Origin of the sequence: Tamlana sp. I1 (genome assembly GCF_015355625.1) — a bacterium.
Lineage (GTDB): Bacteria > Bacteroidota > Bacteroidia > Flavobacteriales > Flavobacteriaceae > Pseudotamlana.
This window is the reverse complement of record NZ_JACLAF010000008.1, coordinates 118140-142984: the sequence shown is the minus strand read 5'-3', so window position 1 is coordinate 142984 and position 24845 is coordinate 118140. Positions and strand designations below refer to the sequence as shown.

At 35.3% G+C, this 24845-nt stretch carries 26 protein-coding genes and 1 pseudogene; 21 read left to right on the top strand and 6 right to left on the bottom strand.

The window, feature by feature from the left end; all coding sequences use genetic code 11:
* The first annotated feature begins 71 nt into the window (after positions 1-71).
* On the top strand, positions 72-851 hold the full coding sequence (locus tag H6X70_RS08905) for an alpha/beta fold hydrolase (protein ID WP_194767326.1): 780 nt from the start codon (positions 72-74) through the stop codon (positions 849-851).
* A gap of 56 nt (positions 852-907) precedes the next feature.
* Positions 908-1189, top strand: coding sequence for a hypothetical protein (locus H6X70_RS08900; RefSeq protein ID WP_194767325.1), 282 nt, complete (start codon positions 908-910; stop codon positions 1187-1189).
* Positions 1190-1234: 45 nt separating this feature from the next.
* Here H6X70_RS08900 and thiL read toward each other — a convergent pair whose 3' ends face one another.
* The gene (gene thiL, locus H6X70_RS08895) at positions 1235-2281 is read right to left on the bottom strand and encodes a thiamine-phosphate kinase (RefSeq protein WP_194767324.1); all 1047 of its coding nucleotides are present in this window, start codon (positions 2279-2281) and stop codon (positions 1235-1237) included.
* Between the two features lie 82 nt (positions 2282-2363).
* Here thiL and H6X70_RS08890 point away from each other — a divergent pair, with 82 nt between their 5' ends.
* The 17 genes from H6X70_RS08890 (at position 2364) to H6X70_RS08810 (ending at position 16810) form a co-directional block, all read left to right on the top strand.
* Positions 2364-3719, top strand: a complete 1356-nt coding sequence (locus tag H6X70_RS08890) for a choice-of-anchor B family protein (RefSeq protein ID WP_194767323.1) — start codon at positions 2364-2366, stop codon at positions 3717-3719.
* 11 nt (positions 3720-3730) lie between these two features.
* Positions 3731-5068, top strand: coding sequence for a hypothetical protein (locus tag H6X70_RS08885; protein ID WP_194767322.1), 1338 nt, complete (start codon positions 3731-3733; stop codon positions 5066-5068).
* Between the two features lie 8 nt (positions 5069-5076).
* A complete protein-coding gene (locus tag H6X70_RS08880; protein ID WP_194767321.1) occupies positions 5077-5844 on the top strand; it encodes an MbnP family protein in 768 nt (255 codons plus the stop codon).
* Between the two features lie 6 nt (positions 5845-5850).
* The gene (locus tag H6X70_RS08875) at positions 5851-6915 is read left to right on the top strand and encodes a cytochrome-c peroxidase (RefSeq protein WP_410529860.1); all 1065 of its coding nucleotides are present in this window, start codon (positions 5851-5853) and stop codon (positions 6913-6915) included.
* Positions 6916-7113: 198 nt separating this feature from the next.
* Positions 7114-7443 carry a HesB/IscA family protein gene (locus H6X70_RS08870; protein ID WP_194767320.1) on the top strand — a complete coding sequence of 110 codons (330 nt, stop codon included), beginning with the start codon at positions 7114-7116 and terminating at the stop codon, positions 7441-7443.
* 33 nt (positions 7444-7476) lie between these two features.
* Positions 7477-7848, top strand: coding sequence for a four helix bundle protein (locus H6X70_RS08865; protein WP_194767319.1), 372 nt, complete (start codon positions 7477-7479; stop codon positions 7846-7848).
* A gap of 29 nt (positions 7849-7877) precedes the next feature.
* Positions 7878-9326, top strand: a complete 1449-nt coding sequence (gene sufB, locus H6X70_RS08860; protein ID WP_194767318.1) for a Fe-S cluster assembly protein SufB — start codon at positions 7878-7880, stop codon at positions 9324-9326.
* Between the two features lie 53 nt (positions 9327-9379).
* Positions 9380-9790, top strand: a complete 411-nt coding sequence (locus H6X70_RS08855) for a hypothetical protein (protein ID WP_194767317.1) — start codon at positions 9380-9382, stop codon at positions 9788-9790.
* A gap of 1 nt (position 9791) precedes the next feature.
* Complete coding sequence (gene sufC, locus H6X70_RS08850; RefSeq protein WP_194767316.1) at positions 9792-10544, top strand: Fe-S cluster assembly ATPase SufC; 753 nt, start codon at positions 9792-9794, stop codon at positions 10542-10544.
* A gap of 38 nt (positions 10545-10582) precedes the next feature.
* Positions 10583-10972: a four helix bundle protein gene (locus tag H6X70_RS08845; protein ID WP_194767315.1), complete on the top strand. Its 390-nt coding sequence runs from the start codon at positions 10583-10585 to the stop codon at positions 10970-10972.
* 59 nt (positions 10973-11031) lie between these two features.
* Positions 11032-12345, top strand: coding sequence for a Fe-S cluster assembly protein SufD (gene sufD / locus H6X70_RS08840; protein WP_194767406.1), 1314 nt, complete (start codon positions 11032-11034; stop codon positions 12343-12345).
* A gap of 89 nt (positions 12346-12434) precedes the next feature.
* Complete coding sequence (locus tag H6X70_RS08835; RefSeq protein ID WP_194767405.1) at positions 12435-13649, top strand: aminotransferase class V-fold PLP-dependent enzyme; 1215 nt, start codon at positions 12435-12437, stop codon at positions 13647-13649.
* Between the two features lie 154 nt (positions 13650-13803).
* Positions 13804-14268 carry a hypothetical protein gene (locus H6X70_RS08830; RefSeq protein WP_194767314.1) on the top strand — a complete coding sequence of 155 codons (465 nt, stop codon included), beginning with the start codon at positions 13804-13806 and terminating at the stop codon, positions 14266-14268.
* A gap of 39 nt (positions 14269-14307) precedes the next feature.
* The gene (locus H6X70_RS08825; RefSeq protein WP_194767313.1) at positions 14308-14730 is read left to right on the top strand and encodes a SufE family protein; all 423 of its coding nucleotides are present in this window, start codon (positions 14308-14310) and stop codon (positions 14728-14730) included.
* A 75-nt stretch (positions 14731-14805) separates the two neighbouring features.
* The gene (locus tag H6X70_RS08820; RefSeq protein WP_194767312.1) at positions 14806-15129 is read left to right on the top strand and encodes an SUF system Fe-S cluster assembly protein; all 324 of its coding nucleotides are present in this window, start codon (positions 14806-14808) and stop codon (positions 15127-15129) included.
* 172 nt (positions 15130-15301) lie between these two features.
* On the top strand, positions 15302-15808 hold the full coding sequence (locus H6X70_RS08815) for a DUF2480 family protein (protein ID WP_194767311.1): 507 nt from the start codon (positions 15302-15304) through the stop codon (positions 15806-15808).
* Positions 15809-15883: 75 nt separating this feature from the next.
* Positions 15884-16810 carry a DUF3078 domain-containing protein gene (locus H6X70_RS08810; RefSeq protein WP_194767310.1) on the top strand — a complete coding sequence of 309 codons (927 nt, stop codon included), beginning with the start codon at positions 15884-15886 and terminating at the stop codon, positions 16808-16810.
* A 188-nt stretch (positions 16811-16998) separates the two neighbouring features.
* On the opposite strand, the gene H6X70_RS08805 is transcribed toward H6X70_RS08810, so the two are convergent.
* Entirely contained in the window at positions 16999-19251 is a 2253-nt protein-coding gene (locus tag H6X70_RS08805) for a transglycosylase domain-containing protein (protein WP_194767309.1), read from the bottom strand.
* A 17-nt stretch (positions 19252-19268) separates the two neighbouring features.
* Positions 19269-20480 carry a GTPase HflX gene (gene hflX, locus H6X70_RS08800; RefSeq protein ID WP_194767308.1) on the bottom strand — a complete coding sequence of 404 codons (1212 nt, stop codon included), beginning with the start codon at positions 20478-20480 and terminating at the stop codon, positions 19269-19271.
* A 176-nt stretch (positions 20481-20656) separates the two neighbouring features.
* On the opposite strand from hflX, the gene H6X70_RS08795 reads away from it, so the two are divergent.
* Positions 20657-21625 (top strand): endonuclease/exonuclease/phosphatase family protein, encoded by a 969-nt coding sequence (locus H6X70_RS08795; RefSeq protein WP_194767307.1) that lies wholly within the window; start codon positions 20657-20659, stop codon positions 21623-21625.
* A 159-nt stretch (positions 21626-21784) separates the two neighbouring features.
* On the opposite strand, the gene H6X70_RS08790 is transcribed toward H6X70_RS08795, so the two are convergent.
* Positions 21785-22558, bottom strand: a complete 774-nt coding sequence (locus H6X70_RS08790; protein WP_194767306.1) for a hypothetical protein — start codon at positions 22556-22558, stop codon at positions 21785-21787.
* 98 nt (positions 22559-22656) lie between these two features.
* Entirely contained in the window at positions 22657-22815 is a 159-nt protein-coding gene (locus H6X70_RS17060) for a DNA-binding protein (protein ID WP_410529863.1), read from the bottom strand.
* A 120-nt stretch (positions 22816-22935) separates the two neighbouring features.
* Here H6X70_RS17060 and H6X70_RS17055 point away from each other — a divergent pair.
* A pseudogene (locus H6X70_RS17055) lies at positions 22936-23028 on the top strand (hypothetical protein); the annotation flags it as partial.
* 19 nt (positions 23029-23047) lie between these two features.
* Here H6X70_RS17055 and nrdD read toward each other — a convergent pair.
* On the bottom strand, positions 23048-24841 hold the full coding sequence (gene nrdD, locus H6X70_RS08785) for an anaerobic ribonucleoside-triphosphate reductase (protein WP_194767305.1): 1794 nt from the start codon (positions 24839-24841) through the stop codon (positions 23048-23050).
* Between the last annotated feature and the right edge of the window lie 4 nt (positions 24842-24845).

The window sequence follows — 24845 nt, the reverse complement described above, 5'->3', positions numbered from 1 at the left end:
GAAGTTAAAACCAAAAAAACGCTTCCATATTTTCCATCGTAAAATTTATCTTTGCAACAGATAAACAATTTATGACTCTCGAATACAAAGGAACACTTATTAATTATAGCGATTCAGGAAAAGGAAATGCCATAGTTTTACTTCATGGATTTTTAGAAAACATAAGCATTTGGAAGCCTTTTATTGAAACTTTTTCAAAAAAAAACAGACTAATTTGCATCGATTTATTGGGGCATGGCAAAACGGGCTGCCTGGGTTATGTACACAGCATGGAACTTATGGCCGAAGCTGTTGAGGCTGTTTTAAAACACTTAAGAATTCGGCGTTCCACCATGATCGGACATTCAATGGGCGGTTATGTGGCGCTCGCTTTCGCGGAAAAAAATCCTGATGCGCTAAAAGGATTGTGCTTATTAAATTCGACAGCAGTCTCAGACACACCAGAAAAACAAATCAATAGAGACCGCGCCATTGTAGCCGTTAAACAAAACCACAAAACTTTTATTAAGATTGGTATTAGCAATTTATTTCGACCTAAAAACCGAATTATTTTTAAAACACAAATAAAAGAGCTCACAAAAGAAGCCTTACAAACACCTCTTCAAGGAATTGTTGCGGCTTTGGAAGGCATGAAAATTAGAGATAACCGAGAAGCGTTATTGCATTTTACACCGTTTAAGAAAATGATGATTATAAGTAAAAACGATCCTGTTTTAGACTACAAGTCACTTTTAGAGCAAGCGGAAGGTACCGAGGTGAAAATCATTGAATTACCCGACGGACACATGAGTTTTATCGAAAATGAAAGTGAAGTACTACATGAAATCATGTATTTCATCGAAAATAAATAGCTTTTTGTCGCGTTATTTATTTTTATTATTACATTTAGTGCAACCCTAAATGTAAAATGATGAGACCAAGCACAAATAAGCTGGCTTTAATTCCGAAAATGTATTGCCATTTTTTTGGACATGACTATGTGGTTAGTAAAAAAGTAACCTCACATGTAAAAGAATACACCTGCAAACATTGCAAGCATGAATTAACCACAAACAGCAACGGCAAACTAACAGAATTAACCCCAAAATTTAGAGAAATAAACGCCCTTTTAGAGCGCATTTACAACTCGAAATCAGAGCGTTTAAAAAGCAAAACCATTAGTAGTTTACCTATTTACGAACAAGTTTAAAAACTACAGCAAGACACAACTCACTTCCCTTATTCATAATCTTGCTTATTCATTAAAGTTTTTCCAACCTTGTGCCTTAATCGGAATTCTTGTATCTGCTCTTGTTACCAAGTGCAAACCTTCCGAAGCATCCTTCATATGCCCAATAATTGTTAAATTTGGATTAGCCTTAATTTTAGGATAATCAGCCTGAGAAATAGTGAATAACAATTCATAATCTTCTCCACCATTTAACGCCACTGTTGTACTATCAATATTAAATTCTTCGCAAGTAGAAATCACTTGAGGGTCTAACGGAATTTTGTCTTCATACAAATCGCAGCCTACTTCGCTTTGTTTGCAAATATGAATAATTTCAGAAGACAAACCATCGCTAACATCAATCATAGCCGTAGGTTTCACATCCAATTCTTCTAATAATTTTACCACATCTTTACGAGCTTCAGGTTTTAATTGACGCTCGATAATATAACTATACGGTTCTAAATCGGGTTGATTATTAGGGTTTACTTTATAAACTTCTTTTTCACGTTCTAAAACCTGCAAGCCCATATAAGCAGCGCCTAAATCGCCCGTTACAACCAACAAATCGCTTGGTTTTGCTCCGTTTCTATACACTTCCAAGCCAGATTCTACTTCGCCAATGGCTGTTACCGAAATTAACAAACCTGTGGTAGACGATGTGGTATCGCCTCCAATAACATCGACATTATATATATGTGCTGCCGTTTCAATACCAGCATATAATTCTTCTAAAGCTTCTAATGGAAAACGATTTGATACCGCAATGGATACGGTTACTTGTGTCGCCTTTGCATTCATAGCAAAAACATCCGATAAATTCACAACAATCGACTTATAACCCAAATGCTTTAATGGCATATAACTTAAATCGAAATGCACACCTTCAACCAATAAATCTGTGGTCACGACAATGCGTTTTTTATTAAATTCTAAAACAGCTGCATCATCACCAATACCTTTAACTGTTGATTTATGCGTAATTTTAAAATTTTTAGTCAAATGATCTATGAGTCCGAATTCACCTAAATCACTTAATTTTGTACGTTGTTGATTTTTATCTTCTATCATGCTGCAAAAATAAGAAGCTTTTTTGTTTTTACTATCTTTATACTAAAACATAAGCTATTTTAGTTATTTAAATAAATATACATTGAAACATCTCCTAACAACAATCACACTAGTAATATGCTGCTTTTTTGCAATTACAATACAATCCTGTAAATCGGATTCCGATGATGAAATTGTAGTTATCATCGATTCAGACAATGACGGCATTCCAGACGATGTTGACAATTGTCCTGAAACACCAAATGCAGATCAAGAAGACAGTGATGGCGATGGCATTGGCGACGCTTGCGATACAGACTACCCCTTTACACCTCTAGCATTTTGCACAGATGGTTTAGCTGATATTTTTCCATGCAAAGACTACGATTTAATGGGCCATGTATCCCTTGAAACATTAGGCGGATCTGGTGCTTCCGGAACCGATTGCTGGGGCTGGGTCGACCCGAGTAACCAAAAAGAATACGCCTTATTTTGTGCCTCTAACGGTGTGGCTTTTGTAGATATTAGCACCCCAAACGCGCCCGTTTTAGTTGGAAAACTGCCTACTGCAACCATAAATAGCTCTTGGCGCGATATAAAAGTTTACAAAAACCACGCTTATATTGTTGCTGATAACGCTCAAGATCATGGCATGCAAATTTTCGACTTAACACGACTTAGAAACGTAGCAAATCCGCCCGAAATTTTTACAGCAGATAGCCGATACACCAATTTTGGAAGCGCCCACAACATAGTTATTAATGAAGATTCTGGATTCGCTTATGCTGTAGGTACAAGCCGATCGGGTACCTATAGTGGCGGCCCTCTATTTATTGACATTAATGACCCGATAAACCCCATAGATGCAGGCGGATTTCCAGGCTATTCTCACGATGCACAAGCCGTAACATATAATGGTCCAGATACCGAACACGCTAACAAAGAAATCCTAATTGGCAGTAATGAGACTGAAATCGTTATTGTAGATGTTACTGATAAAGCAAACCCAATTGAGCTTTCAAAAATTAGCTACAATAGTGTTGGCTACACGCACCAAGGCTGGTTTACCGAAGACATGACCTATTTTATTTTAGGCGACGAACTGGATGAAGTAAATATTGGAATAAACACCAAAACTTTAGTTTTTGATTTCACCGATTTAGACAACCCCAAACACCACACGAATTATTTTGGCCCTTCTACTGCAATCGACCATAATGGCTATGTAAAAAACAACACCTATTACCAAGCAAGTTATACCGCAGGATTTCGAGCATTAGACATATCTGATATTGAAAATAAAAACATTTCTGAAAGTGCTTATTTCGATACGTATCCTGAAAATAACAATACAGAATTTAATGGCGCCTGGAGTGTTTACCCTTATTTACCTAGCGGAAACATAATAATTAGCGACATTAATCGCGGTTTATTTGTGATACGAAAAAGTGATTTGTAATAGATTTTCTTATGAATTACTGCAGAATCATCATCGGGATTTTAACCGTATTTATTTTCAATTGTTCATCAAAAGAAGATTCACCTGAAACTCCAAAAACTCCCAAAATTGAAATTGCTTTTTCAAAAACATTTGGAGGTTCTTTAAATGAAAGTTTTAAATCGATTATAAAAACTACCGATGGTGGTTATGCGGCTTTAGGACATGCACAAAGCATGGACGGTGATCTCACAGACAAACCCGACAACTCCTTTGATTATTGGCTTTTAAAATTCGACCAAAACGACCAACTTCAATGGCAAAAATCCTTTGGTGGTTCGCTTGACGACCGAGGAACAGACCTTATTGCAACCAACGATGGTGGTCTTGCTGTTTTTGGATACAGCCAAAGTAGCGACCGCGATGTTTCGGAAAATAATGGCGCCACCGATTTTTGGATTTGCAAACTCAATGCTTCAGGAACAATTACTTGGAAAAAATCCTTTGGTTTTAGTGGGGCTGATAACGGCAGAGGACTCATTCAAACACAAGATGAGGGCTACCTTTTAATTGGTGATTTAGACGTTACGGCTTCTGGCGGGCAAGGCATTAGTAAAATGGCCATGGCAAAACTTCATGCAGGAGGCGATTATTGGGCCATTAAACTAAATGCTTTAGGCGAAAAAGAATGGAGCCATTATTACGGCGGCACGTTTACCGATACGCCTTACGATGTAATTCAAACCGAAGACAAAGGCTATATTATAGTAGGATCTTCGGATAGTAATGATGTTGATATTAAAAACAATAAAGGCAGCTATGATTTTTGGGTAGTTAAAATCTCTGAACACGGCGAACTCCTTTGGGAAAAATCTTTTGGCGGCTCTGGTATAGACGAAGCCCATGCGATTACAAATTCAGGCGACGGCAACTATATTATTATTGGCGATACTAGAAGTAGTGATTTAGACGTTTCTAACAACAATGGCGCTGCCGATTTATGGGTGATTAAAATTTCCCCAACAGGAAATCTCATTTGGGGGCAAAATTTTGGAGGCACAAGTTTTGATGCTGGGCGCTCAATTTCGAAAACCGAAGCTGGCGATTTTATTATCGCTGGAAGTTCACGGAGTTCGAATGGCGATGTTTCTGAAAATAAAGGACAAAATGATGCCTGGGTTTTAAAAATTGATAGCGCTGCCAAGATTATTTGGCAAAAAACAGTAGGCGGACAGGATATCGATTTTGCTTACGACGCCATAGAACTTAACGATAAAAGTATAATTGTTGCAGGCGAAACTAATAGTGCAGACGGTGATATCCCGTCGAACAAAGGGTTTTCGGACGGCTTACTTATCAAATTAAAATAATATATATAATGAATAAACTTATTGCGATTTCATCGGTATTTTTTCTGTGTTTACTGTCTTGTCATAAAGACAAAGACGATGATGTTTTCCCTGCCCTGGTCACCTTAAAATTCAATCATTCTTGGGATGACACACCAATAACAGCATCCAATTTTAATACTATTGAATTCACCAATGCTCACGGCGAGGAACTGAGTATTACCAAGCTGCGTTATCTTATTTCAAAAATTACATTTCAAAAAGAAAATGGCGAAACTTATACGCTAGACGGCTATAATTTAGTTGATATTACCAACGGAAAAAACCTAAGTTTTACACCAAAATACGCCATTCCTGTTGGCACTTATAGCCGTGTGTTTTTCACCTTCGGATTTGACAATGAAGACAATTATAACAACTACCAAGACTTAAACTCAGAATCTTGGAACGTCCCAGAAATGCTAGGTGGCGGCTACCATTTTATGCAATTAGAAGGTAAATTTATAGACAATACGAGCACCGAAACCGGTTATGCCTACCACACCATTAGAGCGGTTGATAACACAGGCCCCGAGTTGGTTTTTGAAGACACTTTTTTTGAAGTTGATTTAGGCGAAATCAATCTTTCAAAAAGCACAACGTTTAATATAAATATGAATGTTTCCGAATGGTTTAAAAACCCAAACACTTGGGATTTAAACCAATTAAACAACATGCTTATGCCTAATTATGATGCCCAAATTTTAATGTACGAAAACGGACAATCAGTTTTTAGTTTAGAATCAATAGACCAATAAAACAGCTTGAAAAAGTGGATAGTATACGGTGCTTTGTTTTTCATTTTCATGAGTTTTTCTTGCTCTAATGAAAATGCAGAAAACTATGTGCCTACGCCAAGTCCTTTAAACATTCCTCCACTTTTTGAAACCCTTATTTTATCACCCATCATTCCAGCAGATAATCCGCAAACCGAGGAAGGCATTTCGCTTGGAAAAAAATTATTTTTCGACCCGATTTTATCAGGAAATAACACACAAGCCTGCGCAGATTGCCATGCGCCAGAACATGCATTTACAGATCCTGATAGATTCAGCACAGGCATTGATGGTATTTCAGGCAGCCGAAATGCTATGCCGCTTTTTAATTTAGCCTGGAATTACGATGAAAAATTCTTCTGGGATGGTAATACCTTCAGCCTAGAACATCAGGCATTCGTACCGGTTTCAGACCCTATCGAAATGCACAGTAATTGGCAAGAGGTTTCAAACAAATTACAACAGCATTCAGAATACCCAAGCTTATTTGAAAAAGCCTTCGGAACCAGCAAAATCGACTCCAATTTAGTGGTAAAAGCCATCGCTCAATTTGAACGTACTTTAATTTCATCTAACTCAAAATTCGATAAATTTCTATTAGGCGAAGCCGAATTAACACCTGAAGAACAAAACGGTTTTAATGTGTTTATGGACGAAAATCGCGGCGATTGTTTTCACTGTCATGGCAGCGATAAAAACCCGTTATGGACCGACAATATTTTTCATAATAACGGTTTAGACGAAACCTTTACGGACCTTGGTTTGGGCGCCGTTACTGGCGATCCCGCCGACAACGGCAAATTCAAATCACCATCATTACGAAACTTAGCCTTTACCGCACCCTATATGCACGATGGGCGTTTTGCAACGCTTGAAGAAGTCATCAATCATTATAGCGAAGGCTTAAAAAATTCTTCAACCATCGATCCTTTAATGAAAAAAGTGCATCTTGGCGGTGTTGGTTTAACCGATCAGGACAAAGCCGATTTAAAAAGTTTTCTACTTTCCCTATCTGATTATGAATTTATTAATAATTCTGCTTTTAATAATTAATAATAAAAATCTATCAAACTATCTATTAATATAATGTTAGGTTACATGGTATTCGCTGACTTATATTGTATATTTGCACTCTATTTTAGAATCCGTCTTAATAAAACAATCGCAAGTATTTGAAAAGGTTGGTTTTATTGAAACGGTTACATGTGCAAATAAATTAAGTTTCACATGAATAAAATATAATAAAGAATTATGATAAAAGTTTCTGAAACAGCTAAGAAAAAAGTGATTGAGCTCATGACCGATGATGGTTATGATGTCGCTAAAGATTACGTACGTGTTGGCGTAAAAAGCGGTGGTTGTTCTGGCTTGTCTTACGATTTAAAATTTGACAAAGAACAACAAGATGAAGATAAAGTTTTTGAAGATAATGGCGTTAAAATTATTGTCGACAAAAAAAGCTTTTTGTATTTAATTGGCACCACACTAGAATATTCTGGAGGGTTAAATGGAACAGGATTCGTATTTAACAATCCAAATGCCAACCGAACTTGTGGTTGTGGCGAATCGTTTTCATTGTAGTTAAAAGTGAAAAGTTTTAAAGTAGTAAAGTAGGTGGCGAAATTTAATTCTTTTGAAGAAATCCTTTCATGGCAGAAAGCAAGAGCATTAAATAAAGACATTTATCAAATAACAATTAATAACACCTCTTTTTCTAAAGATTTTGGATTAAGAGATCAAATAAGAAGATCAAGTATTTCAATTTCTTCAAATATAGCTGAAGGTTTTGAAAGAGAAACAACAAAAGAGTTCATACGTTTTTTATACATAGCCAAAGCATCAGCTGGAGAGTTTCGCTCTCAATTATATTTAGCTTTTGATTTAGAATATATAAATGACATTGAATTTAATAAATTAACATTAGAAGTAAATGAAGTATCAAAGTTAATTAGTGGCTTAATAAAATACTTAAGTTCAACTTTATAACTTTATACTTTTCAACATGACAACAACATATGAGCAAGTATACCGAGGATGATTTACGCGAAGAGCTAAAAACCAAAGAATACGAATACGGATTTTATACCGATTTAAAGTCTGATACATTTCCTATTGGTTTAAATGAGGATATTGTGCGCGCTATTTCTAAAAAGAAAAATGAGCCACAATGGATGACCGATTGGAGGCTTGATGCTTTTAGAGCTTGGGAACAAATGATTGAGCCGGAATGGGCAAACGTACATTATAAAAAACCCGATTTTCAAGCCATTGCTTACTATTCGGCACCTACATCTGTAGATCCTAATAAAACATTAGACGATGTAGATCCTGATTTATTGGCCATGTACAAAAAATTAGGTATTTCTGTCGATGAGCAGAAAAAAATGAACAATATTGCTATGGATATTGTTGTCGATTCGGTTTCGGTTGCAACAACATTCAAGAAAACATTGGGTGAAAAAGGTATTATTTTCATGAGTATTTCTGAAGCCATTCAGGAGCACCCAGAACTTGTGAAAAAATATCTAGGAACGGTAGTACCACAAAAAGACAACTTTTATGCCGCTTTAAACTCTGCAGTATTTAGTGATGGTTCTTTTTGCTACATTCCTAAAGGCGTAAAATGTCCAATGGAATTATCGACCTATTTCCGAATTAACCAAGCAGGAACAGGACAGTTTGAACGTACTCTAGTCATTGCTGATGAAGGCAGTTACGTAAGTTACTTAGAAGGTTGTACCGCACCAAGTCGTGACGAAAATCAATTACACGCAGCAGTTGTCGAGCTTATCGCTTTAGACGATGCTGAAATAAAATATTCAACGGTACAAAACTGGTTTCCAGGGAATGCCGAAGGAAAAGGTGGAGTTTACAACTTTGTAACCAAGCGTGGTTTATGCGAAAAAAACGCAAAAATCTCTTGGACACAAGTAGAAACCGGTTCGGCAGTAACTTGGAAATATCCATCATGTATTTTAAAAGGTGATAACTCTGTGGGTGAGTTTTATTCAATCGCAGTAACTAACAATTACCAACAAGCCGATACAGGAACAAAAATGATTCACTTGGGAAAAAACACCAAGTCGACTATTATATCAAAAGGAATTTCAGCAGGAAAATCGCAAAACAGTTACCGTGGTTTAGTTCAAATTAATTCAAGAGCAGAAAACGCTCGTAACTTTTCACAATGTGATAGTTTATTAATGGGTAACGAATGTGGCGCGCATACTTTCCCGTACATTGAAGCAAAAAACAAAACGGCAAAAATCGAACATGAAGCTACAACCAGTAAAATTGGTGAAGATCAAATTTTCTACTGTAACCAACGTGGTATCGATACCGAAAAAGCCATTGCTTTAATTGTAAACGGATTTAGTAAAGAGGTTTTAAATAAACTTCCAATGGAGTTTGCTGTGGAAGCCCAAAAATTATTAGAAATTAGTTTAGAAGGAAGCGTTGGATAATATTTCCACGAAAGTGGAAATCTCATCAAAAGAAACCTAAAACATAAATTGAAGTGAAGAAACTATTTTTTATCACATTACTCCTAACGGTATTTGTAAGTTGTAAAAACGATTCTAAATCTGATGTAAAAGATGCAGAAAACGAAATATCAAAAACTTATAGTGATGACGAGTTAACCACCATAAAAGGTGATTTTGTGTATTTTGATGGCGCTGCGGTTTTACAATCGCACAATAAAATTTACGGGGTGTTAATGACTAGCAAAGCAAAGGAATTAAACACACTTGCCGAGAAATACAAAACAGAACCAACAGATCTGGTTCAAATTGAAATAAAAGGAAAAGTTACAAATCAAAAAGATGATGTAATTCTTTGGGATAATAAAGTTGAAATTGTTGAAATAATCAACGTAAAACCTGCTCCAAAAGAAGATAACAAAGTTGTAAAATTAGGAAACCAATAGTATGTTAAAAATTGAGAATTTACACGCAAGTGTCGAGGATAAAAATATTTTAAAAGGTATTAACCTTGAAGTAAAACCAGGCGAAGTTCATGCCATTATGGGACCAAATGGTTCTGGAAAAAGTACCCTATCTTCAGTAATCGCTGGAAAAGAAGAGTACGAAGTAACCGATGGTAAAATCTATTTTGAAGGTGAAGACATTGAAGAATTAGCTGCCGAAGAGCGCGCTCACAAAGGCATCTTTTTATCGTTTCAATACCCTGTAGAAATCCCTGGAGTTTCGGTTACAAACTTTATCAAAACAGCCATTAACGAATCGAGAAAAGCAAAAGGTTTAGAGGATATGCCAGCTAAGGACATGCTAAAACTTATTCGCGAGAAATCTGAAATGCTAGAAATCGATCGTAAATTTTTATCACGTTCATTAAACGAAGGTTTTTCGGGTGGTGAGAAAAAACGTAATGAAATTTTCCAAATGGCGATGCTTGAACCTAAATTGGCTATTCTTGATGAAACCGATTCTGGTCTAGATATCGATGCCCTACGTATCGTTGCAAACGGTGTAAACAAATTAAAAAGTAAAGACAATGCCGTAGTGGTAATTACACACTACCAACGTTTATTAGATTATATCGTTCCAGATTTTGTACACGTATTACACAATGGTCGTATTGTAAAATCGGGCGGTAAAGAACTGGCTCATGAGCTTGAAGAAAAAGGTTACGACTGGATTAAAGAAGAAGCGAACGCGTAAGGAAGTTGAAAAGGTTTAAAGTTTAATGTTTCAAGTTCATGGCGACTATCACTAAATTTGAAGATTTAGAAACTTGGCAAGAAGCCAGAAGACTATTTAATCAAATTAAAGATATTGCCAATGAAACAGCTTTAAAAAATGATTTCAGATTAAAAGACCAAATAAAAGCTTCATCTGGATCTGTAATGGATAATATTGCCGAAGGTTTTGAAAGAGATGGAAACTTAGAATTTCGTCAATTTCTTTCAATAGCAAAAGGTTCAGCCGGAGAAACAAGGTCACAATTATATAGAGTTTTTGATTCAGAATATATTTCAGAAGAAAAATTCAAAACATTAGTTTCAGAATATGAACAATTAAGCATGCGTTTATCTGCTTTCATTTCATATTTGAACAAAAAAGATTTTAAAGGAAGCAAGTTTAAATAAAGGGGTTGAGTAAACAACTTGGAACTTTTTAAACATTAAACTTGAAACGATTTATAACAATGGATTTAAAAGACAAATTAGTATCATCATTTTTAGCATTTGAAAACAAGGTCGATGTTGACACTTTCGTTCATAATGTGAGATCTGAAGCTATAAAAATATTTGAAGAAAAAGGCTTTCCTACTAAAAAGGAAGAAGCTTGGAAATACACCTCTTTAAATAAATTATTAAAAGAAGATTATAGCGTTTTCCCAAAGCAAGAAAATGCAATAGATTATAAAGATGTTAAAAAATATTTCATCCACGAAATCGACACTTACCATGTGGTTTTCATCGATGGAAAATATTCTTCACATTTATCGAACACCACACACGATGGTATCGATGTGTGCTTAATGTCTTCTGCTTTAACAAATCCGAAATACCGCTTAATTATTGAAAACCATTTCAATAAAGCAGCTACAACCGATAGTTTACCATCGTTAAACACGGCGTTTTCACAAGAAGGGGTTTATGTACACATTCCTAAAAATAAAATTGCCGACAAACCGATTCAGTTTATCAATTTTTCAACAGGAAACGAATCGGCAACCTTACTTCAACCTCGTAATTTAATTGTTGCTGAAGAGAATGCGCATGTTCAAATTATCGAGCGTCACCAAAGTTTAACAGAAAACCCTGTTTTAACCAATAGTGTAACCGAAATTTTCACTAAAAAACGTGCTATTGTCGATTATTACAAAATTCAAAATGATGCCGAAAACGCCTCATTAATCGATAATACCTTCATTAAGCAGCAACGTGAAAGTATTGCTTCGGTACATACATTTGCCTTTGGCGGGAAATTAATTAGAAACAACCTTAATTTCTTCCAAGAAGGAGAACGCATCGATTCTATATTAAAAGGTGTAACTATTCTTGGCGATAAACAACATGTAGATCACAATACATTAGTACACCATATCGAACCAAATTGCGAAAGTCACCAAGATTATAAAGGTATTTTTGGCGATAGTTCAACAGGCGTTTTCAACGGAAAAATTATTGTTGAAAAAGAAGCCCAAAAAACAAATGCTTTCCAAGCGAACAACAATATTTTAATAAGCGATAAAGCATCTATAAACACCAAACCACAATTGGAAATTTTTGCAGACGATGTAAAATGTTCTCACGGTTGTACCATTGGTCAGTTAGATGAAAGTGCCTTATTTTACATGCAATCGCGTGGTATTCCTAAAAAAGAAGCCAAAGCCCTTTTAATGTATGCATTTAGTAATAATGTATTAAGCTCGGTAAAAATTCCTGAGTTAAAACAACGCATTACTAAAATTATCGCTAACAAATTGGGTGTTAATATCGGATTCGATTTATAATAATTTGTAGCTAATCCCGCTATCCGCTATATCTTTTTTGAGAAAAACAAAAAAGGATGCCGCTACTATCGGGGCTAAACCTTACCGCCATGTTCAATGTAGAAGACATAAGAAAAGACTTCCCGATACTTTCTCGCAAAGTAAACGGAAAACCTTTAGTGTATTTTGACAATGCCGCAACATCGCAAACCCCAAAACAGGTTATCGATGCTATTGTAGATTATTACTCAAATTACAACGCGAATATACATCGTGGTGTACATACGCTAAGTCAGGAAGCTACCGATTTGTACGAACAGGCACGTTACAAAATTCAAGCGCATTTTAACGCCAAGTTTTCCCATGAAATTATTTTCACTTCAGGAACAACACACGGCATTAATTTAGTAGCAAACGGCTTTTCAACACTACTTAAAAAAGGTGATGATATTATCGTTTCAGCACTAGAGCACCATTCAAACATTGTGCCTTGGCAAATGCTTTGCGAACGCACGGGTGCGAATTTAAAAGTCATTCCAATGAACCAAGAAGGGGAATTGGTTATGGCAGAATTTGATAAATTACTTTCAGAAAACACAAAACTAGTTTTTGTAAATCACGTTTCAAACGCATTAGGCACCGTAAATCCTATAGAATATATTATTGAAAAAGCACACCAAGTAGGTGCTGCTGTTTTAATTGACGGCGCACAATCGAGTCCGCATATAAAACCAGATGTTCAAAAATTAGATGTCGATTTTTATGTGGTTTCTGCGCATAAAATGTGTGGCCCAACAGGCGTTGGCATGCTTTACGGAAAAGAAGCCTGGTTAAAAAAATTACCGCCTTATCAAGGTGGTGGCGAAATGATTGCCGAGGTCACTTTTGAAAAAACAACCTATGCCGATTTGCCTCATAAATTTGAAGCTGGCACACCAAATATCGCGGGAGGCATCGTTTTTGGAGCGGCTCTAGATTACATGAACAGCATTGGTTTTGATGCCATTGCATCTTATGAACACGAGCTTCTAGAATACGCCACAGAGAGATTATTAGAAATCGACGGTTTAAAAATCTACGGAACATCAAAAGAGAAAACATCAGTAATTTCTTTTAATTTAGAAGGCATTCATCCTTACGATGTAGGTACTATTTTAGATAAGTTGGGAATTGCTGTAAGAACAGGACACCACTGCGCACAGCCTATTATGGATTATTATAAAATTCCTGGAACGGTTAGAGCTTCGCTTGCATTTTACAACACCAAGACTGAAATTGATCTTTTAGTAGAAGGCGTTAAAAAAGCAAAAATGATGTTGTCTTAACAACAAGTATTTTAGATGCTTCAGTCGTACCTCCTTCTGCATGACAAAACAAAATAGAACTTGTCATTCAGAATATAGCGCAGCAGAATGAAGCATCTTTTAAAACACATCTAAAGATTCCTCTTCTGGCCGGAATAATAAAAGCAATCCGTTTATGAAAATACTATGCATTTTACTACTGTGTGTTTTTAGCCTAAAATCTTGTGGTACCGCAAAACCTTCAAAAGCATCTAAAAACATAGAACAACAAGAATTTACCGAAAAGACCATTGTTTTTGAGTATGTAGCTTCATCCCGTAATGCTTTCAGTAAAATAAAAATTTCCAAAAACTCAATTTCAGTTTCAAAAAAACGCGGAAAATCAGAGGCTTCAAAACCACTAAAAGCTTCAGATTGGGAACAGTTATTAACCCTTTCTAAAAGCATTCCTCTGGAAACGCTTTCAGAACTTGAAGTTCCAAGTAAAAAATTTCTTTTTGACGGGGCTTCAAAAGCCATTTTAAAAATAACTTCAAACGGAAAAACTTACGAATCGGCACCTTTCGATCATGGAAATCCGCCCAAAGAAATAGAAGCATTCGTTAAAGAACTGCTATCAATTTCCGAAAACATTGAATAGCAACATTTCTTATTGTATTTTTGCATAAAATTAGTGATTGTGAGTATAGAAGAAATCCAAAACGAAATAATAGACGAATTCTCAATGTTTGAAGACTGGGAAGAGCGTTACCAATATATGATTGATTTAGGGAAAGATTTACCCTTAATTGACGACCAATACAAAACCGATAGCAATATTATTAAAGGTTGCCAAAGTAAAGTTTGGGTGCATGCCGAAATGCAAGGTGACAAACTCGTGTTTACGGCAGATAGCGACGCTATTATTACCAAAGGCATTATTGCTATTTTGGTTCGTGCGTTCTCTAACCAACATCCAAAAGATATTATTAATTCGGAAACTGGTTTTATAGACGAAATCGGACTTAAAGAACATTTATCGCCAACACGAGCAAATGGCTTGGTTAGCATGATAAAACAATTAAAAATGTATGCCATTGCATACCAAACACAGTTAAATTAGTTTAATCGTTTTTCGTTTAACTGTTTTTATAAACAATTAAACGCATTAACAAATTAACGCATCAACATTAATACCATGAGTGAAGCAATAGATACCGCAGAATTAGGGGAAAAAATAGTAAATGTTTTAAAAAGCATTTACGATCCGGAAATCCCTGTAGATATTTACGAATTAGGTTTAATCTACGATGTTTTTGTAAATGAAGACAACGATGTTAAAATATTAATGACTTTAACAACGCCAAACTGTCCTGTAGCAGAAACATTGCCTTTAGAAGTTGAAGAGAAAGTAAAATCTCTTGACGAAGTAAAAGGTGCCGAAGTTGAAATTACTTTCGATCCGCCTTGGACTCAAGACTTAATGAGCGAAGAAGCCAAATTGGAATTGGGGATGCTTTAGAGATGGTTTTTGGTTGATTGTTATTAGTTATTGGTTTATAGTTTTTAGTCAATAGTCAATAGTCAATAGTCAATAGTCAATAGTCAATAGTCAATAGTCAAAATTAACAATTAGCTAGTACGACTTCTTCTAATAAAATTACTTAACGGCATATTAAATTTACATACTTTTTATGGCTGATGAAATCATCAATCGCGTTGCAAACAGCAAATTAATCACGATAAATCTTGAGGATTATTATCCTAAAGGAAACCGTGTATTATTTGATATTAAAGACTGGCTTTACGAAGGTTTTGTGCTTCGTGAAAAAGACTTTAGAGACCAAGTGGCCAACTACGATTGGAGTCAATACCAAGACAGCTATGTGGCTTTAACCTGTAGCAGCGATGCTATTATTCCAGGCTGGGCTTATATGCTGCTTAGTATTCAATTGCAACCTGTTGCTAAAAAGATTATTGTTGGCAGTTTAGACCATCTTGAAACGTCTATATACCAAGACGTGATTAATCAATTGGATGTTTCAGAATTTGAAGGAAAACCTATTATAATTAAAGGCTGTTCCAACAAACCTGTGCCACAAAATGCATACATCATGTTGGCTAACAAATTGCAGCCTGTAGTAAAATCTATTATGTATGGCGAAGCTTGCTCGTCTGTTCCCCTATATAAAAACAAATAAAAGGGCCTTCAACAACATACTTTAAAAACACTTAAAAATTACTTTATAATTAATCCCTTATTAAAACTGAAAACAATGAAAAAAACGCTATTAATTTGTGCCTTATTTATGGGTCTTGTTTCTGTAAATGCACAAACTAAAGAAGAATTAGAAACTTTAAAAGCAGCTAAAGAAGATTCTATTAGCGCACTACAATCGGAAGTTGATGCCCTTAAAAAACAAATTGATAAATTCCCAGGATGGAACTATGGTGCTTTTGGTACTATTGGTGCTAATTTATCTGAATTTAGCAACTGGTACGCCCAAGGAACGCCAAACAATTCTGCAGGTAACGTAACCATTACAGTTAATCCTTATGCAAAATTAAACAGAGAAAAATATTTCTGGTATAATACAGCAAACATCAACCTGAGCTGGGTAAAATTCGATGATAAAGACGACCCAAATGACGATGATGATTTTAGACAAGCTACCGATGTTTTTACCATCACATCACTTTACGGTTATAGAATTAGCAAGACCCTTGCTGCCTCTACTTTAGGTGAATATAGAACAACCTTGTTAAACAACTTTAACGATCCTGGATATTTAGATTTAGGTATTGGTTTTACATGGACTCCAATTTCAGATTTAGTGGTGGTTGTACACCCTTTAAACTACAATATTGTATTTAGTAACGAGAAAACCATTTTCGATTCTTCATTAGGTGCTAAACTTGTAGCAAACTATGCTAAATCGTTCGGAAAACTAAAATTAAACTCTAACTTATCGATGTTTCAATCTTACAAAAGCTCCAATTTATCTAACTGGACTTGGACAAATGCTTTTGGATACGAGGTTTGGAAAGGAATTGGTTTAGGTTTTGAGTTTGGTTTAAGAGACAATAAACAAGAAGCATTAAACTACGCTATTAACACAGAAGGCGATACAAATGCTACTTTTGACAACGTTGATAACGACTTACAATCGTACTGGACCTTTGGTTTAAGTTATGCCTTTTAATTAGAAAGCATCTAAGTTACAGAGTATCAAAGCTGCAAAGTTTTATGGATAGACAAAAAATATCTATAGAACTTTGCAGCTTTTTTTCCTTTAGGGTTATTCAGAGTTACAAAACTGCAGAGGACAGTATCTCAATAGAAGAAAAAATATTAAGTTTAAGAAACTATGTTACTTTGATTCTTTGAAACCTAATCCCCTTTAAACTTTTTCTTTTTATGCTTACTTTTAAACAAGCGTTTTAAAAAGCCATCACGTTTTTCTGGTTCGCAATTTAAGTCGGAAGTAACCTGCTCGGAAGGACTTTCAAAACGAGCTTTCGTAATAGTATGAAAAGTAGTATCAGCGTTTAATTTTTTATAAAATTCACCAAAAATTGGCAATGCCGAATTAGCGCCTTGTCCCATCCCTGTGGTTTTAAAACCAATGCTGTGGTTATCGTTTCCAACCCAAGTTACGGTAACTAACTGCGGTGTAATCCCTATAAACCAACCATCTTTATTATCTTGGGTCGTACCAGTTTTTCCAGCAATGGCATTTTTTAAATGATAAGAACTTCGTAAGCGTTTTGCTGTACCTTCGTTAACGGTAGATTGCATCATTTCTAATAAAACTTGTCGTGTGTACGCACTAAAAGCTTCATTTTTGGCAATTTCTGGCTCGAAAGTAGCGATTGTGTTGCCATTTCTATCTTCAATTTTAGTGATAAAATATGGTTTTGCTGGATGACTATTATTTACATAACTGGTGTAGGCCTGTGTGAGGTCTTTTAAAGTCATTTGAGCAACACCCAAGGCTAATGAAGGCTCGTTAGGCAACTCCTTTGAAATCCCCATTTTTTCAGCTTGAGTAATCACGTTATGAATTCCAACTTTATTTAACACTTTTACAGCAATGGTATTTACCGAATGGCTTAAAGCTTTTTCTAAAGAATAGTTCTCGTAAACATCATCTTCATTACTGCCAGAGTTACTTGGCGTCCAATTTTTATAATTGGTATAAGTGACTTCAGCTAAAGAAAAATAAGTACAGGGATCCATACCATTTTCTATGGCTGCTGTATAGACGATAGGTTTAAAAGTAGATCCTACTTGGCGTTCACTTTGTGAGACATGATCGTATTTAAAAAACCTAAAATCTATGCCTCCAATATAAGCACGAACAGCTCCTGTACTTGGTTCGACAGACAATAATCCGGTGTTTAAAAGTTTTAAATAATGACTAATACTATCGCGAACATTTAAGTTTTTAATGGTGTCGCCTGTCCAGCTAAACAGTTCCACTGGGCGTTTAACATTTAAAGAATCTTGAATTTGCGACTCACTTAACCCTTGTGCTTTATAAGATTTATAAATCGGTAATTTTTTAATTTCGGCGTCTATCAGTTTGTCGTTTTTTAGCCATGGAGCCGATTTCCCATAAGAAGCTTCAAAATCATGCTGTAATTTAGACATATGCGATTTCATGGCCTCTTCTGCCAATTGCTGCATTTTATAATCTAAAGTTGTGTACACTTTCAAGCCGTCCTTATACAAATCGTAACGTGTACCTTCCGGCGTTTTAATGCTATCTAAAATAGCCGATAATTCCTCTTTAACCTTTTCTCTAAAATAGGGCGCTATGCCCAAATCATGATTAAACGAACGGTAATGTAAAACCAGATCCTTGTTCGTAATTACATCTAAAGAATCTTGCGGCAAATAGCCATATTTTTCCATTTGAGATAAAACCATATCGCGTCGTTCTTGGCAACGCTCTAAATGCAATCTCGGATTAAAATAACTGTTCGCTTTTAAAGTTCCAACAAGGGTTGCAGCCTCTGAAATACTAAGTTCTTGTGTTGGTTTATTGAAAAATTTTCGGGAGGCACTTTCGATCCCATAAGTATTATCAGAAAACGGAACCGTATTAAGATAAAGGGTTAAAATTTCGTTTTTGCTATAAATTTCTTCAAGACGTTTGGCAATAATACTTTCTTTAAATTTATTGATAACAATGCCAAACAAGACATAATCGTCTCTTCCAAACAGGTTTTTTGCCAACTGAAGCGTTATGGTGCTTCCGCCACCAGACGATTTTTTTTGAAGCAAAATACTTTTAATAAACACACGCATTAAACTTACGTTGTCAATACCATCGTGTTTAAAAAAACGCACGTCTTCGGTCGCGACCAAAGCATCAATAAGATGCTGCGGAAAGTCTTCAAAAGTTAAAGGCTGCCTGTCGTAAATATAATATTTACCAACTAAAACACCATCTTTATCTAAAACCTCGGTCGATTCCTCTTGAATAATGGAGCTCAAATCTTCAGTAGATGGTACTTTTCCAAAAACACCAAAATAAATGCTAAAATAGAGGCCTACAAGAAACAGCAAAACGGCTGTTCCTAAAACTAGTAACCCTTTAATCCATTTGTTCTGAAGTATTTTTTTTATCCAATTCATAAGAACAAATTTACAAACTATAATTCGTCTTCGTAATCTGGATAAAGAAACTGGTTGTATGGAAAACGCGTTACATGAATTTCTCGAACTTCATCATACACACGTTTTTTAAAATCTTCTAAGTTTTGCTTATTTAATGCAGAAATAAACAAAGCATTGTTTCCTACTTTGCTCATCCAAGTACTTTTCCACTCCTCTAAAGTATAGTGTCTTTCGGTACGTTCGGTTTCTAAATCGTCATCATCAATAGGTTCGGCTTGATAAGCATCAATCTTATTAAACACCATGATGGTAGGCTTATCACCGCTTTTAATTTCACCTAAAATCTTTTCAACCGAAGCAATATGCTCTTCAAAATTAGGGTGTGAAATATCAACCACATGCAGCAATAAATCCGCTTCGCGAACTTCGTCTAAGGTACTTTTAAAACTATCAACCAATTGGGTTGGTAACTTGCGAATAAACCCAACCGTATCACTTAATAAAAACGGTAAATTTTGAATCACCACTTTTCTAACCGTGGTATCTAAAGTTGCAAAAAGTTTGTTTTCGGCAAAAACATCACTTTTGCTTATCACGTTCATTAAGGTTGATTTCCCAACGTTGGTGTAACCTACAAGCGCAACACGCACCATTTTTCCGCGGTTACCACGCTGTACTGCCATTTGTCTATCAATGGTTTTAATACGCTCCTTTAATAGGGCAATTTTATCACGAACAATACGTCTATCGGTTTCTATTTCGGTTTCTCCAGGTCCGCGCATACCAATACCCCCTTTTTGGCGTTCAAGGTGGGTCCACATACCACGTAATCGAGGTAGTAAATATTCGCATTGTGCCAATTCCACCTGCGTTCTAGCATAACTGGTTTGGGCACGTTGGGCGAAAATATCTAAAATTAAATTGGTTCTATCTAAAACTTTAACCTCGAGAATTTTACTAATATTACGTTCTTGAGCCGCAGATAATTCGTCATCAAAAATGGCTGTGGTAATATCATGATCTTTTATATATTGGCGCACATCTTCCATTTTCCCTGTACCTATAAAGGTTTTAGGATTGGGCATGTCCATTTTTTGAGTAAACCGTTTTACGGCATATCCGCCAGCAGTGAAGGTTAAAAACTCCAATTCATCTAAATATTCTTTAGATTTAGCTTCATCTTGTTCTTTTGTAATAACCCCTATTAAAACAGCGCGTTCTAAAGCAACATCTTTCTTTTCTATCATATAAATAATATATTACTACAAAGTTACATAATTGCAAGCATTATAAATGAAAAAGTATTTTATTACCACAATAAAATATTCCGTTGTTTTTGCCTTCTGAAAACACCATTTGCAAAACATAATCCCAAAAATTAAGAATGCCTGCATTTTTGAATAATTAATCCTATTTTTGAATTATGACAGACCCTTTTGAAGATATTCCCGTTCGCGACGACATGCAAGCGATTGCTTTTTATAATCTTGAAAATTTATTCGATTTACGAAAAGCCCGATATACGCATGATGAAGATTTTTTGCCCACTGCCGAAAGACGATGGACACCAAAACGTTATGAAAACAAACTTAGAAAATTGGGTTATGCCATTTCAAATTTAGGCCGTCGTGAAACAGGTAAAAACCCTGCTATAATTGGTGTTGCCGAAATTGAAAACGAGAAAGTGCTCACCGATTTAATTCATTCGAAACACTTAGAAAACTACAATTACAGCTATGTACATTACGACTCGTTAGACGAACGCGGTATAGATGTGGCGCTGCTATACGACCAAAATGCTTTTGAAGTTACCGCTTCTGAACCTTTTAGATTCGAGCTCCTTCATGATGATGGGCGACCAGATTTTACAAGAGACATTTTATTAGTTACAGGACTTTTAGATGGTGAAGAAATTCATGTTATTGTTAACCATTGGCCCTCTAGACGCGAAGGCGAAGTACTCTCGGAACCCAAACGCCTTATGGCTGCGAGTAAGGTTAACGAGATTATTTCTAATTTGCGAGCTGCCAATGAAAACGCCAAAGTTATAGTTATGGGCGATTTTAATGAAGACTCGAACAACCCTGGCATTCAAGAATTGGTTAAAACATCTGGTTTATATAATCTTATGGAAACCCTGCGCTCTTACGACCGTGGCTCTACATATTACAATCGTCAATGGGATTTATTTGATCAAATATTAATTTCGACCAACTTTTTTAAAGCTTCCGAAAATGCTTATGAATTTAGTACCGTTAATATTTTTGATGAAGATTTTTTAAAAACATTCAGCGGCCCATACAAAGGCAAGCCGTTTAGAACCTACGTGGGCACAAAATATAACGGCGGTTACAGTGACCACTTCCCCGTTTATGCGATTTTTAAGAAGTGATTGGTAATCGTAACAATTATTCCGAAATGCCACCTTTTTTCATGGCATTATTGATTACGATTTCTACCCACATAATATTCAACGTAATTTGTAATTCTTTCGCTATAAAATTCAACCAATTCTGTCGAATCACCCTTAGCTAAATACGGCTCATTTTGTTCAATATTCTGATTTTTTAACAGGTCGTTTTTCGATATCATAAATCATCTCAGACACATCAACTTGAAACCAAAGATTAAACATTTTGTAGTTACGTTTTTGAGGCCATTCTTTTTTATTATCATGCCACTCTTCTAATTCCATTTTAAAAAACTTATCAAATTTCTTTCTAAGAAATTTTTCAACATCCTCAGTGTCTTCATCAATTAAATAAATATTAGTTTGTTTTAACTCATCTTCAAAATCATCTTCAGGATTCAAATCAGAAAACCAATCTAAAAAAGGTTGTTTGGGCTTTATAATAATAGCACTTCGGTTAATATAATTCTCTTCAAATTCCTCTTGTATATCCAAATCGTCATCTTCCATTTGATTGAACATGCTCGCTAAATAGGTATCCTTTTCTTGAGTCACCACACGCAACACAGGATTCTTGCCTGTTTTGTCATCTACAAATTCATAATCAACTATAAAATTAGTATACGCTTTATACTTTTTAATTTTATGAGCTACCATTTTTTTCAATAAAGACAAGTCTGTGCCTTCTTGTTCAACCGTTTTCATAGCTTTGTCGAGTTCGTCCTCTGGCATAACAGCCTGTATATTAGCCATATTCCAAGCGTTTATTGCAAACTCAAAAACATCTTCATAGTATTCAACATCTGTAAACTCCTTCGCAAAAGGCGTAATAAACTGCTCTAATAATTCAGAATATTTTACACCTGTATTTTGAACGAATTCGTTTCCAAATAAATTAATCACTTTATTACTCATATTTTTATTGTTTAAAGCTTAAGGTTTAATCAAAAATAAAATATTAAGGGTTAATTATACAGAAATAGAAAGGTTTTATTATTCATTAATTACGACACCTATAAATTCAAGATGTACGGCAGAGAATTGACTCTAACAGAAGTTGGATGCACTTGAATTTGACCTCCAATTGCTTTTAATACTTTCATAATTGTTGCAAACTGAGGTTTAGCGCCATCAGATAATGCTTTATATAAACTAGGCCTGCTTAAACCTATACAATTTTAAAATGTCTTCAAATTTTACTTCTAAAAATCATAAAGTTAATATCCTTTAATGAACTTATCCAAACATACTCCATTTTCAACCTGATTTTTTAAAAACACTCAATAAGCCCTTACAAAGGCAAGCCGTTTAGAACCTATGTGGGCACAAAATATAACGGCGGTTATAGTGACCACTTCCCAGTTTATGCGATTTTTAAGAAGTGATCACTTTATAATTATAACTTTATGCTACAACTTTAGATGGTTCTTTATGGTAATGCCTTAAGCCATGTTCCTTTTGGCGTGGTGTGCTAAAATTAGAAACACGCTTTAAATACCCAATAACTCGGGTGCCGTGATCGACGTTTTTGGAACCGCATTGATTACATTGTTGCTGTGTTTTTTTGTCTATATGCTCACAAACATTACAAATGGTTATTTTAATATTAAAACAGAAGTAATTACAACCTGCCATAGAAGTAGCTTCAATAAGTTTTAAAAATCCAGATTTATTGGGAGCTTCTTCCAAATTTAAATGTAGTGCCGAGCCGCCATCTAAATACTGAATGATTTCTTTTCCGTGTAAAATAATTTTATCCAGATGATTTATAGATTGATCTTCAACAGGATAAAAATACGAATTGTAACAATCTCTCGGTACAAACAAACCATCTTCGGCGTCCCACATAGCATTCTTTACTCCTAAATTTTCAGCAGGAACAAATTCAGTATTAAACATATACCCATAGGTTTTCTTAGCTTCTTTGTTAGCATCAAAAATAATTTTCAACTGTTTTTTCACAAACTCTTTATATACAGTACTGTTTTCTGCTTTTATACCTAAGCTTTCAGCAGCTTCAACCATACCATTTATTCCAATAGTTAAAAATTGTTTATCTAATGAAATTAAGCCCGCATCGTAAACGGGTAATAAATGCGCTTGTTTGTAGTCTTCAATTAAAACTCTGTAGGCTACTTGATATTTTTGAATTTTAGAAATTTCTTCTTTAAGATTTTTATTTTGCTGAATTAAACGATTCATATTAAGGGTAATCACATTAATCGACCCCGTTGAAACACCGCCTGCACCAAGTGAATAACTAAAGGTATTATCGCTAATTTCGTTACGTAATCGGCAACAAGACGCTAAACTGTCGGCACTTTCAGATTGATAAATAAAAAACGAATTGCCCTCACTTAACTCGGTTGCGCACATGTCTGCAAACTCTGCATCAACAGGCTTTCCGTTTTTCACAAGCATGGCAGCCGTTACAACTGGAAATGTAAGCACAGCCTTTTCGCGCTCATTATTAAACCAAGACATAAAATAATTTTGCAGTTTTTTTAATCCTGCCCAAGAAGCAGGCGTCCTGTCTGGAAAAACAAAATCTTTAAACATGCTGTTAAAATATTCAACATCATATAAAGAAATATTCCAAAACACCGATTGATAACCTCTAGCTGCTGCGGGTTGGTTTATGGCATAAACTACGTGTTGTAAGTGATTGTCGATGGTTTGTTTTTTGGTCTCCAAGTAATTAACACCATAATCTTTAGTTGCGAAATAATCAAAATACAGCAAGAATTCAACAGTTGCCAAAGCTCCAGCGAATTGGGAACTTACCGCAAAAACTAAATTTACAAATTCACCACAAAAGCTCTCTAAGTGCTTAGGCCCTTTGCTTTCTCCGCCTAAATTCGTCATACCATCCAATAAAAAAGGGTACATACTAATAGAGGCACAATAAGGTTTTAGAGAAGTTTCATCGTGTATATATATTTCATGACTTTCAATTTGCCTGACATATTCGTTAGATAAGTCTTCACCAAAAAGTTCGGCGATCTTATTTTTTAAAAGCTGACGATTCACTTGAATATTAATATCCTTATTAAGTTCAAACTCCATGGTTGCCACGTTTTTTGAAGACACATTGGCATTGGCATCCATTTTTGAACCATCGGCAGCATTGCTAGCTCCGATGTAGTTATTAATAAAATTAATTTTTTGATCAATTTGTTCTTGGCTTAATCTAATCATGAGT